Below are 16,835 nucleotides of genomic sequence, written 5' to 3' on the forward strand. Positions count from 1 at the left end.
GCTCCGGTGGCGGTGTCGGGGCGGGTTGCAGCGGCGGGGCTGGGAGGATCCGGCGCCATGGGAGCTGTCGTACAAAACGATAAGAATGGTGCTTCTCGGGTGGAGTGTGGGCGGGGGGCCGGCGCCGGGCGGGCCACCGGAACGGGGAGGGGCGCCGAGCGTGGGTGGACGACCGACCGCCGGCGGGCCGGGGTCCGCGGAGGCATCGCGCTGCTCGCCCTGACCGCGATCGTGTCGGGCTGCGCGGAGGGCGTCGACGGCGCCGGTGCCGACCCCGCCGCAGGTCAGCAGGCCGGAGCGGCCGCACCTCCCGTCCACGCCCTGCGCTCGTACGCCGACCGCCTCCGTGCCGACCAGGCCGCCCGGGTCGCCGCCGCCGAACGCTGGGGCCTGAAGAAGGTCCCGCTGCCCCCGCCGGCCCCGCCCGCCGAGAAGCCCGAGATCACCACCCGCGACGGCTTCGAGGTGGACGACCACGAGGAACTCGGCCTGCCGCCCGTCTTCACCCGGATCCCCACCCGGAACAAGGTCGTCTTCCTCACCATCGACGACGGCGCCGAGAAGGACCCCCGGTTCCTGCGGATGATGAGCGAGCTGAGGATCCCGTACACGGCCTTCCTCAGCGACTACCTCATCGACGACGACTACCCGTACTTCAAGAAGATGCAGGCCACGGGGGTGACCCTGAACAACCACACCCTCCACCACCCCTACCTGCCCGGCCTGTCCTACCGGCAGCAGCGGCGCGAGATCTGCGGCATGCAGACGGTGCTCCGCGAGCAGTACGGCAGGCGCCCCACCCTCTTCCGGCCGCCCTACGGCAACTACAACCGCGACACGCTGATCGCCGCGAAGTCCTGCGGGCTGAAGTACGCCCCACTCTGGGGCGAGGAGGTCTTCGTCGACCACTGGGAGTACCGCGAGTGGGACCGCGACCTCCATCCCGGCGACATCGTCCTGAGCCACTTCCGCGGCCCGGGCGACTGGAAGGGCACCATGCCCGACATGGTCCGCCGGTTCCTGAACAAGGTCACGGAGAAGGGGTACGCGGTGGCACGCCTGGAGGACTACCTGTGAGGACACGGGGGCTGGTGGCCGTACTGCTGGCGCTGACGGTGACGACCCTGAGCGGCTGCGCCCAGTCCGTCGACCCGATCGAACGGCTGGGCAAGAAGGCGGCGCAGCGGGTGCACCCGCAGGACGGGGCCACGGAGCAGCCCTACCGCCGCTGGGGCCTGTCGACGCCCCTGGCCCCCGCACCCGCCCGGGCCTCGAGACCCCTGTCCGGCAGCCCCGGCACCCTCGGCGGTCCCGGAGGGCCCGGCGGCCCCGGGGAGGCGGCCGGGCCGGAGGAGCCGGCTGCCCTCCCGCCGGTGGTCGACCACATCCCCACCCACGACAAGGTCGTCTTCCTCACCTACGACGACGGCGCCGAACGCGACCCCCGTTTCGTCGACATGGTCCGCGAACTCCGCCTCCCCGTCAGCGTGTTCCTCACGGACAGCGTGGTCGGCCCCGGCTACGGCCACTTCGCCCGCCTCCGCGCGGTCGGCGCCACCCTGCAGAACCACACCCTCGACCACGCGGCCCTGCGCGGTCTCCCCTACGCCGGCCAGCGCGCCGAGATCTGCGGCCAGCAGGAGAAACTCCGCTCCCGCTTCGGCCTGCGCCCCCGCCTCTTCCGCCCGCCCTACGCCACGTACGACACCACCACCCTGCGCGCCGCCGCCGACTGCGGCATCACGGCCCTCGTCCTGTGGCGCGCCTCCATGGGCCCCACCGACCTCACCTACACCCACGGCGCCCCCGACCTGCGCCCCGGCGACATCATCGCCGTGGACCCGGACGAGTCGGCGGGACCGGGCCTGCGCGAACGGACGACGCGTCTGCTGCGCCGGGTGCAGGAGCGGGGGCTGGCGGTGGGCAGGTTGGAGGACTATCTGTAGGCCGGCTTCAGGGTGCCGAATTCGCGCCGCGCCCCGCGGGGATTAGCAGTCCGCTTGACCGAGTGCTAATCGCGGTCATAGTCTCGGCTCTGGCACTCGGCAGATGAGAGTGCCAACACAGCGACGGGCAGGTCCGGCACCCGCGACGACGGATCCACCTGGTCGCCACCTCAGACAGTTAACCCCGTGAGATCTCCGAAGGGGGAGGTCGGATCGTGACGACCGCCAGCTCCAAGGTTGCCATCAAGCCGCTCGAGGACCGCATCGTGGTCCAGCCGCTCGACGCCGAGCAGACCACGGCCTCTGGCCTGGTCATCCCGGACACCGCGAAGGAGAAGCCCCAGGAGGGCGCCGTCCTCGCCGTGGGCCCGGGCCGCTTCGAGAACGGCGAGCGCCTGCCGCTCGACGTCAAGGTCGGCGACGTCGTCCTGTACAGCAAGTACGGCGGCACCGAGGTGAAGTACAACGGCGAGGAGTACCTCGTCCTCTCGGCTCGCGACGTCCTCGCGATCATCGAGAAGTAGTTCGCCCGAGCACATTTGATGCTTGACACTGCGCCCCTGGCCCCCGCGACCACACAAGTAGCCGGGCGCCCGGGGCGCAGTGCCTTTTTCACCCACAAGTTTCCGAGAGGGCTCCCGCTGTCATGGCGAAGATCCTGAAGTTCGACGAGGACGCCCGTCGCGCCCTCGAGCGCGGCGTCAACAAGCTGGCCGACACGGTCAAGGTGACGATCGGCCCCAAGGGCCGCAACGTCGTCATCGACAAGAAGTTCGGCGCCCCGACCATCACCAACGACGGCGTCACCATCGCCCGTGAGGTCGAGATCGAGGACCCGTACGAGAACCTCGGCGCGCAGCTGGTGAAGGAGGTGGCGACCAAGACCAACGACATCGCGGGTGACGGTACGACCACCGCCACCGTGCTCGCCCAGGCGCTCGTCCGCGAGGGTCTGAAGAACGTCGCCGCCGGTGCCTCCCCGGCCGCCCTGAAGAAGGGCATCGACGCCGCGGTCAAGGCCATCTCCGACGATCTGCTGGCCACCGCCCGCCCGATCGACGAGAAGTCCGACATCGCCGCCGTCGCCGCGCTGTCCGCCCAGGACCAGCAGGTCGGCGAGCTCATCGCCGAGGCGATGGACAAGGTCGGCAAGGACGGTGTCATCACCGTCGAGGAGTCCAACACCTTCGGTCTGGAGCTGGACTTCACCGAGGGCATGGCCTTCGACAAGGGCTACCTGTCGCCGTACTTCGTGACGGACCAGGAGCGCATGGAGGCCGTCCTGGAGGACCCCTACATCCTCATCAACCAGGGCAAGATCTCCTCCATCGCCGACCTGCTGCCGCTGCTCGAGAAGGTCATCCAGACCAACTCCTCCAAGCCGCTGCTGATCATCGCCGAGGACCTCGAGGGCGAGGCGCTCTCCACCCTCGTCGTCAACAAGATCCGCGGCACCTTCAACGCGGTCGCCGTCAAGGCCCCGGGCTTCGGTGACCGCCGCAAGGCGATGCTGCAGGACATGGCCGTCCTCACCGGCGCCACCGTCATCTCCGAGGAGGTCGGCCTCAAGCTCGACCAGGTCGGCGTCGACGTGCTCGGCTCCGCCCGCCGTGTCACCGTCACCAAGGACGACACCACGATCGTCGACGGCGCCGGCAAGACCGAGGACGTCCACGGTCGCGTCGCCCAGATCAAGGCCGAGATCGAGAACACCGACTCCGACTGGGACCGCGAGAAGCTCCAGGAGCGCCTCGCGAAGCTGGCCGGCGGCGTGTGCGTGATCAAGGTCGGCGCCGCCACCGAGGTGGAGCTGAAGGAGAAGAAGCACCGTCTGGAGGACGCCATCTCCGCGACCCGCGCCGCGGTCGAGGAGGGCATCGTCTCCGGTGGTGGCTCCGCGCTGGTCCACGCCGCCAAGGTGCTGGACGGCGGTCTGGACAAGACCGGCGACGAGGCCACCGGTGTCGCCGTGGTCCGCCGCGCGGTCGTCGAGCCGCTGCGCTGGATCGCCGAGAACGCCGGCCTGGAGGGTTACGTCATCACCTCCAAGGTCGCCGAGCTCGAGAAGGGCCAGGGCTTCAACGCCGCCACCGGCGAGTACGGCGACCTGGTCAAGGCCGGCGTCATCGACCCGGTCAAGGTCACCCGCTCCGCCCTGGAGAACGCCGCCTCCATCGCCTCCCTCCTCCTCACGACCGAGACCCTGGTCGTCGAGAAGAAGGAAGAGGAAGAGCCGGCCGCCGCGGGCCACGGCCACGGCCACTCGCACTGAGGCAGGCGCCCCGCCCACTGAGGCAGGGCAGCGCGAAGAAGCCCCCGTTCCGGTTGCGGAACGGGGGCTTCCCCCTTCGCGGGCGGTCTCACGCGTTCGTCGTCAGGTCTCCAGCGCGTCCAGCGCCCCCAACTGCGCCATCAGCCCGAGCCGGTCGTACTGCCACCAGCCCTCGGCGATCTTGCCGCTCCCGTCGAACCGGTGGATGGTCGTCCCGGTCATGCTGACCTGCCGGTTCGTGGCCTGGAGGCCCATGAACTCGCCCTTGTGGGTGCCGCGCCAGGTCCACCGGCTGCACACGCGGTCGTCCTGCGCGATCTGGTCCTCGATGTCGAAGGAGAAGTCGAAGCCGCTCCGCCACATCCCGACCTCGCGACGCATCGCGTCCATCCCCATGGTGTCCTGCTCGTTGGCGGGATCGTGGTCGTGGTAGTCCTCCGCGATCAGCCCGTCGAGCGGAGGCAGCTCACCCTGTGCGGCCACCGTGTCGAAGAACCGCCGCGAGGTCTCCGCGTACAGCTTCTCGTCCCGTACGACGTCGAGATCCGTGAACGTCGGCATCTCGTCGCACAGGGCCACCAGATCCCGGAAGATCTTGTCCGTCTCCGGCAGGTTCGAGTTCCGCATCGCCTCCTCGTACGACGGGAACTCCACGATCTCGATGAAGTGCGACGCGTCCGAGCGGTCCTTGCCGACCACCGCGTGCGTCGCCGTCCGCTTCCCCTTGGTCTGTTCGACCCACGTGTCCATCAGCCGGTCCATCTCGTCGAACCGACTGGTCCTGCAGTCGATGAGCTGTACGAACGTCATGACGCCGCCTCCGGTCCCCCTGGGTCCGGTCTTCTGACACGCCCATTTTCCCACCGGAGCGCCGACGTCACCCGCTTGCCGGAGAGGCCCGTTCCCCTACTGCCGAGCCCCTCTCCGTTTTCCTTACTGGGGGCCGTACTTCCGGCCGGTCCTGGAGCTGATCCCGCCCAGCAGCGAGCGCGGCGTCACCTTCACCAGGCCCATCAGCGCCTTGTAGCGCGGGTCGGGGACGGACAGCGACTTGCCGCGCGCCAGATCGTGCAGGGCCGCCGCGACCAGCTTGTCCGCGTCCAGCCACATCCACCCGGGGATGTTGTCCGTGCCCATCCCGGCCCGCTCGTGGAACTCCGTCCGCACGAAGCCCGGGCAGAGCGCCATCAGGCGGACGCCCGAACCGGCCAGATCCCGCGCCGCGCCCTGCGTGAACTGCACGACCCACGCCTTCGACGCCCCGTACGTCCCGCGCGGTACGAACGCCGCCACGGACGCGACGTTGACGACCCCTCCCCGTCCCCGCTCCCGCATGACGGCCGTCGCCGCCGACGTCAGCCGCAGCACCGCCTCGCAGTGCACCTTGAGCATCTTCAGCTCGTCGGCCATCGATACGTCGAGATAGCGGCCCTTGTTGCCGAAGCCCGCGTTGTTGATCAGCAGGTCGACGGGGTTCCTGCGGTCGCCCAGCCGGGCGGCCACCGCCTCGATGCCGGCGTCCTCGGCGAGGTCGGCGGTCAGCACCTCCGCCTCGATGCCGTGCCGGTCGTGCAGTTCGGTCGCCTGCTCGCGCAGCCGCTTGGTGTCCCGGGCGACGAGGACGAGATCATGCCCGTCCGCCGCCAGTCTGCGGGCGAACGCGGCGCCGATGCCCGCGGTCGAACCCGTGATGAGAGCCGTTGTCATGGCATGAAGGTTAGTGACCCGGACTGTGCGGGTCCGTTCTCTGCACGCGGCCTCCCGAACGTGAAGGACCCGTGCCGTCCCCCGACGTGAGCGCGGCTCAGCCGCCGTACCGCTCCACGTACTTCCGGGCCGCCGCCAGCGCCTCCGGGTGCAGGGCGTCGCCCGCCGCGAGCAGCCGGGGCAGCAGCTCCCGGTGCGTGGTGGTCGCCTGGAACTCCATCCGGGCCGTCACCTCGTGCTCCGGGACGTGGACGATCTCGATCGCGTCGCCCGCGCGGACCTCGCCCGGCTCGATCACCCGCAGATACGCGCCGGTCGCCGCCTTCGCCGTGAACCGCTTGACCCACCGCTGCTCACCCATGTGGCCCTGGAAGGTGAGGCAGGGAATCCGCCCGGAGGTCACCTCCAGCACCACCTCGGGCCCGATCCGCCAGCGCTCGCCGATCCGCGCGCCGGAGACGTCGAGGCCCACGGTGGTGAGGTTCTCGCCGAACGCGCCGGCGGCCAGCGCGCGCCCCAGCTCGCGCTCCCAGTCGTCGAGATCCTCGCGCGCCACGGCGTACACCGCCTGGTCGTTCCCGCCGTGGTGGCGCAGGGAGCACACCATGTCACCGGCCAGCCCGCTGCCGCCGACGCCCTTCGGGCCCGGAGCCGAGATCCGCACGGGTCCCTCGACCGGCCGCTTGTCGATGCCGGTCACCCCGTCCGGGTGGTCGGTGTAGGGGACGGCCTTCGCACGGCCCAGGTTGACGGAGAGAAGCCTCATGCCCGCACGGTAGGTGACCGGAGCTCAAAGTGTCGACGCGTTTTTCGACGCCGTACCCAAGCTGCGCTTATGCTCGGAGAGTGATCGAGGCCCGTCATCTCCGTGTGCTGCGCGCCGTCGCCGCCACCGGTTCCTTCTCGGCGGCCGGGCGCGAGCTGGGCTGCACCCAGCCGGCGGTCAGCCAGCAGATGAAGGCACTGGAGGCGTCCGTGGGCACGCCCCTGCTGGTCCGCAGCGGCCGGGAGATGCGACTGACCCAGGCGGGCGAGGCCCTCGTCCGGCACGCGGCCGGGATCCTCTCCGGCCTCACCGCCGCCGAGGAGGAGGTCGCCGCCATCGCGGGTCTGCGGGCCGGCCGGGTCCGCCTGGTCTCCTTCCCCAGCGGCAGCTCCACGCTCGTCCCCACCGCCCTCGCCGCCCTGCGCGCCGAGCACCCCGGCACCCGTGTCTCCCTGGAGGAGGCCGAACCGCCCGAGTCGGTCGAGGCGCTGCGCGGCGGCGACTGCGACGTCGCGCTCGCGTTCCGCTACGCGCGCGTGGCGGGCGCCGGCGACACCGGGGAGTGGGACGACCTGGTCGTACGGCCCCTGCTGACGGACCGGCTGGTCGCCCTCGTACCGGAACGGCACCGGCTCGCCCGGGCGCGGACCGTCGCCATCGGGGAACTCGCCGCCGAGCCGTGGATCGCGGGCTGCCCGCGCTGCCGCGGCCAGCTGGTGGAGGTGTGCGAGCGGGCCGGCTTCACGCCCCGTATCGACTTCGCGACCGACGACTACCCGGCGGTCGTCGGCCTGGTCGGCGCCGGTCTCGGCGTGGCCGTCCTGCCCCAGCTCGCGATCGAGTCCGTACGGCCGCGGGGAGCACGCGCGGTGACGCTGGAGCCGGCGGTGCGGCGGGAGATCGTCGCCCTCACGCTGCCGGACCTGGCCCAGGTGCCGGCCGTCGCGGCGACGCTGGAGCAGCTGGGGCGGGCGGCGCGGGCCAAGTGAAACGGCGGGCACGCGCGCGTGCCCGCCGTTGTGTTGCAGAAACGTTCCTTCAGTTGTCGGGGTGTTCCGTCAGGCGTCCGGCGACGCGTCTCTCGCGCCCGCCGACGCCGACACCAGGCGGTTGCGCGCCCGGCCCATCAGCTCCTCGCGCTCGTCCTCGGTCAACCCGCCCCACACGCCGTACGGCTCGCGTACGGCCAGCGCGTGCGCCGCGCACTGCGCGCGGACCGGGCACCTCATGCAGACCTCCTTGGCCGAGTTCTCTCGAGCGCTCCGAGCCGCCCCGCGCTCACCCTCCGGATGGAAGAAGAGCGAACTGTCCACCCCGCGGCAGGCAGCCAGGAGCTGCCAGTCCCACAGGTCCGCGTTCGGTCCGGGAAGGCGGGAGAAATCTGCCATTGCGTGACCCCTTGTAGCCGTTCTGAGCGGATACGGTGCCAACGACCGTACAACTACGATCTAAGGAGATGAAAATATGACCCATTGCGAATCTAGCCTCAGACACCAGCTAAAGGGAAGAAATAGGGCTGAATGGGGCATGGGTTGTGATGAAAGCTTGAGGGTCCGCGCGGCAGCCTCCACCGTGTCCGCACCCTCACGTAGAGTGCCGAAGACTGCACGCAGCCCCGTAACTCTTTCGAGTGACCGTCGTTGAGAGTGCGGAGGCGGTTGAAAACACAAACGCTCGGGCAGGCGTCCGAGACGGTCGACCGCACAGGTGACGATTTCCCACCAGCCTGGAGGCACAAGGTGACGCGCATCAGCTGCGGAGGGCGGCCATGACATCCGTCCTCGTCTGCGACGACTCCCCGCTTGCCCGAGAGGCGCTCCGCCGCGCGGTCGCGACCGTGCCCGGCGTCGAGCGCGTGACGACGGCGGCCAACGGCGAGGAAGTCCTCCGCCGCTGGGGCGCCGACCGCTCGGACCTCATTCTGATGGACGTGCGCATGCCCGGACTGGGCGGCGTCGAGACCGTACGGCGACTGCTGTCCGCCGACCCCGGCGCCCGCATCATCATGCTCACCGTCGCCGAGGACCTCGACGGCGTCGCCCTCGCGGTCGCCGCCGGCGCCCGCGGCTATCTGCACAAGGACGCCTCGCGCGCGGAGTTGCGCGCGACCGTCACCCAGGCGCTCGCCGACCCGACCTGGCGCCTGGCCCCCCGTCGGCTGCGCTCGGCCGAGATGGGCGCCGCGCCCACGCTCACCGCGCGCGAGATCCAGGTCCTCGAAGGCATGAGCCACGGCCGCTCCAACGCGGAGATCGGCCGCGAGTTGTTCCTCTCCGAGGACACCGTCAAGACGCACGCCCGGCGCCTGTTCAAGAAACTCGGCGCCTCGGACCGCGCCCACGCGGTGGCCCTCGGCTTCCGGTGGGGTCTGGTCCGCTAAGCGCTCCGCCGGAAGTGCCGCGAGGTGCCGCCGGTCGTCCGCGGCGCCGTCGTGGCCGGTCGCTCCCTCCTCTCGGCTTTGCTCGAGCGGGGCACCCCCATCGCGGCGGAGCCGCACACCGACACGGTCCCGCGTCCCTTCGCCGCGCCGCCACACCACGGGCGGACTCAGCCCGGCCTGCTCGGGGCGCGGTTCGGTTCCGCCGGGGTGCGGGTCGTGTCCGCGGGGCGCGGTTCGGTTCTGCCGGGGTGCGGGTCCGGTTCCGCCGGGGCGCGGGTCGTGTGTCCGCCGGGATGCGGAGTCCGTCTTCGGTGGGCCGTGGGGCCGTCCTCGTCGGTTTCCCGGCCCGGGGGCGGCCGGGTGATTCTCGTCCGTCCGGCGGATCCGACCGGTTTTCGCGGCGGGCCGCCCGGTCGGATCCGGTCAGTGAAGAGGAGCGGGGGCATGAGGGAACCTTCCTGCTCAGGCGGGGTCGAGCGGCCGGGCCGGACCCCCGTCCCCGGCGCCGTGGGCGCGGGTGGCAGAGGGCCCCGTCGGGTGCCCGCTGCTCGTTTCGCGGCGGATGCCGCATCCTTGAGATGTGGAGTCTCTCGGGGACGAGTCGGTCGAGCGGAAGGGGAGGGCGCAGGGGATGAGTGCCGGCGCACCTGCTCATAACGCTTCGGTGCACAACGACGAGCACGGTGCCGCGGACCATACGGCCGCGGTGCACCATGGACCGATGCGCGACGACGAGGCGGTCACTGCCGTGGGGACGATCGGAGCACTCGTCCATCGCGCCGTGGACGGCGACGAGCAGGCCACGCACGACCTGCTGGCCCACGTCCACCCCCTGGCGCTGCGCTACTGCCGCACCCGGCTGTCCCGGCTGCCCGGCGACGCACGCCACTTCGTGGAGGACCTCGCCCAGGAGGTCTGCGTCGCGGTCCTGCTCGCCCTGCCCCGCTACCGGGACACGGGCAGGCCCTTCGAGGCCTTCGTCTTCGCCATCGCCGCCCACAAGGTCGCCGACCTCCAGCGGGCCGCCATGCGGCACCCCGGATCCACGGCGGTCCCCTCCGACGAGATGCCCGAGCGGCCCGACGACTCGCTCGGCCCCGAGGAGCGCGCCCTGCTCAGCAGCGATGCCGAGTGGGCCAAGAAACTGCTGGCCAACCTGCCCGAGAACCAGCGGGAGCTGCTCCTGCTGCGCATCGCGGTGGGCCTCACCGCGGAGGAGACCGGCCAGATGTTGGGAATGTCACCCGGGGCGGTCCGTGTGGCCCAGCACCGGGCGCTGAGCAGGCTGCGAGCCCTCGCCGAGCAGTGACCGCCCCGCGGCAACAGGCCGCTTCGGGGCCTTCGGTGAACAGGCCGGCCGTAGATTCCGTACGAACATACGAAGCCCGGAGTGACGTCGGACCGTGGAATTCGGGAGCTGCGCTTCCCGTTAGCATGGACATCCGCACCGATCAAGGCCATTTGGGGAAGGTGTCATGACTGCCAACGTCGACGGAGTGCCCGCCAAATTCGCGACACTCGGGCTCACCTACGACGACGTGCTGCTGCTGCCGGGCGCATCCGAGGTGCTCCCCAACGCGGTCGACACCTCGTCCCGCATCTCCCGTAATGTCCGGGTCAACATCCCGCTGCTGTCCGCGGCCATGGACAAGGTGACCGAGTCCCGCATGGCGATCGCGATGGCCCGTCAGGGCGGCGTCGGCGTGCTGCACCGCAACCTCTCCGTCGAGGACCAGGTCAACCAGGTCGACCTGGTGAAGCGCTCCGAGTCCGGCATGGTCACCGACCCGATCACGGTGCACCCGGACGCCACGCTCGCCGAGGCCGACGCCCTGTGCGCCAAGTTCCGTATCAGCGGTGTCCCGGTCACCGACGGCGACAAGAAGCTGCTCGGCATCGTCACCAACCGCGACATGGCCTTCGAGAGCGACCGCTCGCGCCGGGTCCGCGAGGTCATGACGCCGATGCCGCTGGTCACGGGCCACGTCGGCATCTCCGGCACGGAAGCCATGGAGCTGCTGCGCCGCCACAAGATCGAGAAGCTTCCCCTGGTCGACGAGGCGGGTGTCCTCAAGGGCCTCATCACGGTCAAGGACTTCGTCAAGGCCGAGCAGTACCCCCGGGCCGCCAAGGACGCCGAGGGCCGGCTGATCGTCGGCGCGGCCGTCGGTGCCAGCCCCGAGGCGCTGGAGCGCGCCCAGGCCCTGGCCGAGGCCGGTGTGGACTTCCTGGTCGTGGACACCTCGCACGGCCACAACAGCAACGCCCTCAGCTGGATGGCGAAGATCAAGTCCAGCGTCGGCATCGACGTCATCGGCGGCAACGTCGCCACCCGTGACGGCGCCCAGGCCCTGATCGACGCCGGTGTCGACGGCATCAAGGTCGGTGTCGGACCGGGCTCGATCTGCACCACGCGCGTGGTCGCCGGTATCGGTGTCCCGCAGGTCACGGCGATCTACGAGGCCTCCCTCGCCGCCCGCCCGGCGGGCATCCCGCTGATCGGCGACGGCGGTCTGCAGTACTCCGGCGACATCGGCAAGGCGCTCGCCGCCGGCGCCGACACCGTGATGCTCGGCAGCCTTCTCGCGGGCTGCGAGGAGTCCCCGGGCGAGCTGCAGTTCATCAACGGCAAGCAGTTCAAGTCGTACCGCGGCATGGGCTCCCTCGGTGCCATGCAGTCGCGCGGCCAGGGCAAGTCGTACTCGAAGGACCGCTACTTCCAGGCGGAGGTCGCCGCCGACGACAAGCTCGTGCCCGAGGGCATCGAGGGCCAGGTGCCCTACCGGGGTCCGCTGGCCAACGTCCTGCACCAGCTCGTCGGCGGTCTGCGCCAGACCATGGGCTATGTGGGCGCGGCCACCATCGAGGAGATGGAAACCAAGGGCCGCTTCGTACGGATCACCTCCGCGGGTCTGAAGGAGTCCCACCCGCACGACATCCAGATGACGGTCGAGGCCCCGAACTACAGCAGCAAGTGACGCGCACGCGCGCGTGAGGCGTCGCGAGGGCGGCCCCGGAGCCTCCGGGGCCGCCCTCGTCGTGCCCGTCGGCGATACTGGAAGACGCTGCAACGCATCAGGGAAAGGCCACAGACGTGACTGAGATCGAGATCGGGCGCGGCAAGCGCGGCCGCCGGGCGTACGCCTTCGACGACATCGCCGTCGTCCCCAGCCGCCGTACGCGGGACCCGAAGGAGGTCTCGATCGCCTGGCAGATCGACGCCTACCGCTTCGAGCTGCCCTTCCTGGCCGCTCCCATGGACTCGGTCGTCTCCCCGGCCACCGCCATCCGCATCGGCGAGCTCGGCGGCCTGGGCGTGCTGAACCTCGAGGGTCTGTGGACGCGGTACGAGGACCCGCAGCCGCTGCTCGACGAGATCGCCGAGCTGCCGGCCGAGGCCGCGACCCGTCGCCTCCAGGAGATCTACTCCGCCCCCATCAAGGAGGAGCTGATCGGCGCGCGCATCAAGGAGGTGCGCGACTCCGGCGTGGTCACGGCGGCCGCGCTCTCCCCGCAGCGCACGGCCCAGTTCTCCAAGGCCGTGGTGGACGCGGGCGTGGACATCTTCGTCATCCGCGGGACGACCGTCTCGGCGGAGCACGTCTCCGGCTCGCACGAGCCGCTGAACCTGAAGCAGTTCATCTACGAGCTCGACGTCCCGGTGATCGTCGGCGGCTGCGCCACCTACACGGCGGCCCTGCACCTGATGCGCACCGGCGCGGCGGGCGTCCTGGTCGGCTTCGGCGGCGGCGCGGCGCACACCACGCGCAACGTGCTGGGCATCCAGGTCCCCATGGCGACCGCGGTGGCCGATGTCGCCGCCGCCCGCCGGGACTACATGGACGAGTCCGGCGGCCGGTACGTGCACGTCATCGCGGACGGCGGTGTCGGCTGGTCCGGCGACCTGCCCAAGGCGATCGCCTGCGGCGCCGACTCGGTGATGATGGGCTCCCCGCTGGCCCGCGCGACCGACGCGCCGGGCCGGGGCCACCACTGGGGCATGGAGGCCGTGAACGAGGAGCTGCCGCGCGGCAAGAAGGTCGACCTCGGCACGGTCGGCACCATCGAGGAGGTCCTCACGGGCCCGTCCCACACCCCGGACGGCTCGATGAACTTCTTCGGCGCCCTCCGCCGCGCCATGGCCACGACCGGCTACAGCGAGCTGAAGGAATTCCAGCGCGTCGAGGTCACGGTCGCGGATTCCGTGCACCGGCGGTAGCAGGCAGAACGCGCGAAGGGGCCGGTCGCTCACTTGGGTGAGTGACCGGCCCCTTCTGTGTAGGTGCCCCCTTCCTGCGTAGGTGCACCCCCCTCACAACCGCTGTGCCGCCCCCGTGGGCGTGGCCCCCCGGGTGTCCAGCAGGAGCTGGGCCTTCACCGACAGGCCCTGGAGGTCGTACGTGCGGTGGTGCTGGAGGAGGATCGTGAGGTCGGCGTCGGCGGCGGCCTCGTAGAGGGAGTCGGCGCGGGGGACGGGGCGGTCGAGGACGCTCCAGGACGGGACGTGGGGGTCGTGGTAGCTGACGGCGGCGCCGAGTTCCATCAGGCGGAGCGCGATCTCGCGGGCGGGGGTGTTCTGCTGGTCGGCGAGGTCGGGCTTGTAGGTGACGCCGAGGAGGAGGACGCGGGCGCCGCGGGCCGACTTGCCGTGCTCGTTGAGGAGCGCGGCGGCGCGCTGGACGACGTACCGGGGCATACGGCTGTTGACCTGCTGGGCGAGTTCGACCATGCGCAGCGGGCTGCCGGGGCGGCCGGTGCGGTCCAGGGGGACGGAGTGGCCGCCGACGCCGGGGCCGGGGCGGAAGGCCTGGAAGCCGAACGGCTTGGTCTCGGCGCAGCGGATGACGTCCCACAGATCGACGCCCAGGTCGTGGCAGAGGACGGCCATCTCGTTGACGAGGGCCATGTTGACGTGCCGGAAGTTGGTCTCCAGAAGCTGCACGGTCTCGGCTTCGCGCAGGCCACGCGCGCGTACCACCTTGTCGGTGAGGCGGCCGTAGAAGGCGGCGGCGGACTCGGTGCAGGCGGGGGTCAGGCCGCCGAGGACCTTCGGCGTGTTGGCCGGGGTGAAGGCGCGGCTGCCGGGGTCGACCCGGCTGGGGGAGTAGGCGAGGTGGAAGTCGCGGCCCGCGCGCAGGCCGGACATCTCCTCCAGGAGCGGGAGCAGGAACTCCTCCGTCGTCCCCGGGTGCACGGGTGACTCCAGGATGACGGTGGTGTGCGGGCGCAACTGCCCGGCCAGGGTGCGGGCGGCCGCCTCCACCTGGCCGAGGTCCAGGCCGCCGTCCGCGTCGCGCGGGGTCGGGGCGCAGATGACGGCGGTGCGCACCCGGCTCAGTTCCGCGGGGTCGGTGGCCGGCCGGAAGCCCCCCGAGAGCATCCGGCGCAGTTCGGCGGGGGTGACGGAGCCCGCCTCGGGGCCGGTCCGGTACCCCAGGGTGGGGATTCCGGCGGCCACGGCGGACTGGGCGAGGGGCAGGCCGAGCGGGCCGAGTCCGATGACGGCGAGATCTGCGGGCATGGCGTGGGCCGTCCTTCCCAATAACCGAAGCGGGACAGGTACGCAAGCCCTGTGGACAGGACGGGCGAGCGCAATGTCAGACTAGGAGTAAATATGACCGTTATGCGGGATTGATCGGCTGTGTTGATCGACCGTTTTGCAGGGCCGCGCTGGTCGGGAGGGCGGGCGGGCCGTGCCGGACAGCCGTGTTCTCCGGAAGGTCCGCTCCGGTTCCGTGAGAGTTGTCCACAGGCTGGGGGTGAGTGGTGGCTGAAGTCGGGCAAGGCGGTCAGAATTTTGGGCAGGGGGACACCGAGCGGGCCTCGCCCTGAGGGTGCGGCCGGCGCGACGGACAGCGGGAGGCAGCGGTGAGGACAGCGACACTGGGGCCGGCGCAGCGAGCCGAGTCACTGGCGGGCATGGCTGAGCGCGAGCTGGACGTGCTGGTCGTGGGAGCCGGAGTGGTCGGCGCGGGCACCGCCCTCGACGCCGTGACCCGCGGCCTGTCCACGGGCCTGGTCGAGGCGCGTGACTGGGCGTCGGGCACGTCGAGCAGGTCCAGCAAACTGATCCACGGCGGCCTGCGCTATCTGGAGATGCTCGACTTCGCCCTGGTCCGCGAGGCCCTGAAGGAACGCGGTTTGCTGCTGGAACGGCTCGCACCCCATCTGGTGAAGCCCGTTCCGTTCCTGTACCCGCTCCAGCACAAGGGCTGGGAGCGCTTCTACGCCGGTTCGGGCGTCGCGCTCTACGACGCGATGTCCATGGCCCGCGGGCACGGCCGGGGCCTGCCGCTGCACCGTCACCTGAGCCGCCGTCACGCCCTGCGCGTCGCCCCCGCGTTGAAGAAGGAGGCGCTGGTCGGCGCGTTGCAGTACTACGACGCCCAGATGGACGACGCCCGCTTCGTCGCCACCCTCGTGCGCACGGCGGTGTCCTACGGCGCGAAGGCGGCCAACCGCGCGCGCGTGACGGCCTTCCTGCGCGAGGGCGAACGGGTCGTCGGCGCGCGCGTGAAGGACGTCGAGGGCGGTGGCGAGTACGAGATCCGCGCCCGTCAGATCGTCAACGCCACCGGTGTGTGGACCGACGACACCCAGGGGATGGTCGGCGAGCGCGGCCAGTTCCACGTCCGCGCCTCCAAGGGCGTCCACCTCGTCGTGCCCAGGGACCGCATCAGCTCCTCCACCGGTCTGATCCTGCGCACCGAGAAGTCCGTGCTGTTCGTCATCCCCTGGGGCCGGCACTGGATCGTCGGCACCACCGACACCGACTGGGACCTCGACAAGGCCCACCCGGCCGCCTCCAGCGCGGACATCGACTATGTGCTGGAGCATGTGAACTCGGTCCTGCGGGTGCCGCTGACCCGCGACGACGTCGAGGGCGTGTACGCGGGGCTGCGGCCGCTGCTGGCCGGCGAGTCGGACGCCACCAGCAAGCTGTCGCGCGAGCACACCGTCGCCCATCCCGCGCCCGGGCTGGTGGTCGTGGCGGGCGGCAAGTACACGACGTACCGGGTGATGGCCAAGGACGCCGTCGACGAGGCCGTGCACGGGCTCGACATGCGCGTGGCCGAATGCGTCACCGAGGACGTGCCGCTGCTGGGCGCCGAGGGCTACCGGGCCCTGTGGAACGCGCGGGCGCGCATCGCCGCGCGCAGCGGGCTGCACGTGGTGCGGGTGGAGCATCTGCTGAACCGCTTCGGGACGATGGCCGAGGAAGTGCTCGACCTCATCGCCTCCGACCCCTCGCTGGGCGAGCCGCTCCAGGCCGCCGACGACTATCTGCGCGCCGAGATCGTGTACGCCGCCTCCCACGAGGGGGCACGCCACCTGGACGACGCGCTGACCCGGCGCACCCGCATCTCCATCGAGACCTTCGACCGCGGCACGCGCAGCGCCCGGGAGGCGGCCGAGCTGATGGCGCCCGTGCTGGGCTGGGACAAGGACCAGATCGAGCGCGAGGTCGAGCACTACGAGAAGCGGGTGGAGGCCGAGCGGGAGTCGCAACTGCAGCCGGACGACCAGACGGCGGACGCGGCGAGGCTCGGAGCACCGGACATCGTGCCGCTCTGACGCGCACCGCGGCCCCTGTCCTGACCGCGTGAATGTCGCGGGTTCAACCGCTGTTGACGGGGTGAAGCGGCGGTCATGTCATGATCTGGCCGGAGTTTGCTGCCCCTTCTGGCCGGAATGCTCCCGTCCCGGGGTGCGGTGAGGAGGCATGGAGGGGCACCCTGGGCGTCGGGCACTTGTCGGGTGAGG

15 protein-coding genes are annotated in these 16,835 nt (G+C 71.1%); 10 read left to right on the plus strand and 5 right to left on the minus strand.

What is annotated here, in order from left to right:
* The first annotated feature begins 57 nt into the window (after positions 1–57).
* From ACIRF9_RS14000 to groL, 4 genes are all read left to right on the plus strand, one after another.
* On the plus strand, positions 58–1,077 hold the full coding sequence (locus ACIRF9_RS14000; RefSeq protein ID WP_403820349.1) for a polysaccharide deacetylase family protein: 1,020 nt from the start codon (positions 58–60) through the stop codon (positions 1,075–1,077).
* Complete coding sequence (locus ACIRF9_RS14005; RefSeq protein WP_403820351.1) at positions 1,074–1,946, plus strand: polysaccharide deacetylase family protein; 873 nt, start codon at positions 1,074–1,076, stop codon at positions 1,944–1,946. Before ACIRF9_RS14000 ends, ACIRF9_RS14005 begins: the two co-directional genes overlap by 4 nt.
* 215 nt (positions 1,947–2,161) lie before the next feature.
* Entirely contained in the window at positions 2,162–2,470 is a 309-nt protein-coding gene (gene groES, locus ACIRF9_RS14010) for a co-chaperone GroES (RefSeq protein WP_039652762.1), read from the plus strand.
* Between the two features lie 122 nt (positions 2,471–2,592).
* Entirely contained in the window at positions 2,593–4,218 is a 1,626-nt protein-coding gene (gene groL / locus ACIRF9_RS14015) for a chaperonin GroEL (RefSeq protein ID WP_403820355.1), read from the plus strand.
* Positions 4,219–4,320: 102 nt separating this feature from the next.
* On the opposite strand, the gene ACIRF9_RS14020 is transcribed toward groL, so the two are convergent.
* From ACIRF9_RS14020 to ACIRF9_RS14030, 3 genes are all read right to left on the minus strand, one after another.
* On the minus strand, positions 4,321–5,028 hold the full coding sequence (locus ACIRF9_RS14020) for an ester cyclase (RefSeq protein WP_403820358.1): 708 nt from the start codon (positions 5,026–5,028) through the stop codon (positions 4,321–4,323).
* Positions 5,029–5,151: 123 nt separating this feature from the next.
* Positions 5,152–5,925, minus strand: coding sequence for an SDR family NAD(P)-dependent oxidoreductase (locus ACIRF9_RS14025; protein WP_403820361.1), 774 nt, complete (start codon positions 5,923–5,925; stop codon positions 5,152–5,154).
* Between the two features lie 97 nt (positions 5,926–6,022).
* Positions 6,023–6,691, minus strand: a complete 669-nt coding sequence (locus ACIRF9_RS14030; RefSeq protein WP_403820364.1) for an MOSC domain-containing protein — start codon at positions 6,689–6,691, stop codon at positions 6,023–6,025.
* Between the two features lie 80 nt (positions 6,692–6,771).
* Here ACIRF9_RS14030 and ACIRF9_RS14035 point away from each other — a divergent pair, with 80 nt between their 5' ends.
* Complete coding sequence (locus ACIRF9_RS14035; protein WP_403820367.1) at positions 6,772–7,680, plus strand: LysR family transcriptional regulator; 909 nt, start codon at positions 6,772–6,774, stop codon at positions 7,678–7,680.
* Between the two features lie 69 nt (positions 7,681–7,749).
* Here the strand turns inward: ACIRF9_RS14035 and ACIRF9_RS14040 are convergent, their stop codons facing one another.
* Positions 7,750–8,079 (minus strand): WhiB family transcriptional regulator, encoded by a 330-nt coding sequence (locus ACIRF9_RS14040; RefSeq protein ID WP_403820370.1) that lies wholly within the window; start codon positions 8,077–8,079, stop codon positions 7,750–7,752.
* A gap of 380 nt (positions 8,080–8,459) precedes the next feature.
* On the opposite strand from ACIRF9_RS14040, the gene ACIRF9_RS14045 reads away from it, so the two are divergent.
* The 4 genes from ACIRF9_RS14045 (at position 8,460) to ACIRF9_RS14060 (ending at position 13,290) form a co-directional block, all read left to right on the plus strand.
* Positions 8,460–9,071 carry a response regulator transcription factor gene (locus tag ACIRF9_RS14045; protein ID WP_003948568.1) on the plus strand — a complete coding sequence of 204 codons (612 nt, stop codon included), beginning with the start codon at positions 8,460–8,462 and terminating at the stop codon, positions 9,069–9,071.
* 721 nt (positions 9,072–9,792) lie between these two features.
* On the plus strand, positions 9,793–10,380 hold the full coding sequence (locus ACIRF9_RS14050; protein WP_189718553.1) for a sigma-70 family RNA polymerase sigma factor: 588 nt from the start codon (positions 9,793–9,795) through the stop codon (positions 10,378–10,380).
* A gap of 166 nt (positions 10,381–10,546) precedes the next feature.
* On the plus strand, positions 10,547–12,049 hold the full coding sequence (gene guaB / locus ACIRF9_RS14055) for an IMP dehydrogenase (protein ID WP_403820374.1): 1,503 nt from the start codon (positions 10,547–10,549) through the stop codon (positions 12,047–12,049).
* 116 nt (positions 12,050–12,165) lie between these two features.
* Entirely contained in the window at positions 12,166–13,290 is a 1,125-nt protein-coding gene (locus ACIRF9_RS14060; RefSeq protein WP_390658199.1) for a GuaB3 family IMP dehydrogenase-related protein, read from the plus strand.
* Between the two features lie 93 nt (positions 13,291–13,383).
* On the opposite strand, the gene ACIRF9_RS14065 is transcribed toward ACIRF9_RS14060, so the two are convergent.
* Positions 13,384–14,592, minus strand: a complete 1,209-nt coding sequence (locus ACIRF9_RS14065; protein ID WP_403820378.1) for a nucleotide sugar dehydrogenase — start codon at positions 14,590–14,592, stop codon at positions 13,384–13,386.
* A 347-nt stretch (positions 14,593–14,939) separates the two neighbouring features.
* On the opposite strand from ACIRF9_RS14065, the gene ACIRF9_RS14070 reads away from it, so the two are divergent.
* The gene (locus ACIRF9_RS14070) at positions 14,940–16,646 is read left to right on the plus strand and encodes a glycerol-3-phosphate dehydrogenase/oxidase (protein ID WP_403820381.1); all 1,707 of its coding nucleotides are present in this window, start codon (positions 14,940–14,942) and stop codon (positions 16,644–16,646) included.
* Positions 16,647–16,835: the final 189 nt, after the last annotated feature.

The organism is Streptomyces sp. NPDC096132 (genome assembly GCF_044763345.1).
Lineage (GTDB): Bacteria > Actinomycetota > Actinomycetes > Streptomycetales > Streptomycetaceae > Streptomyces.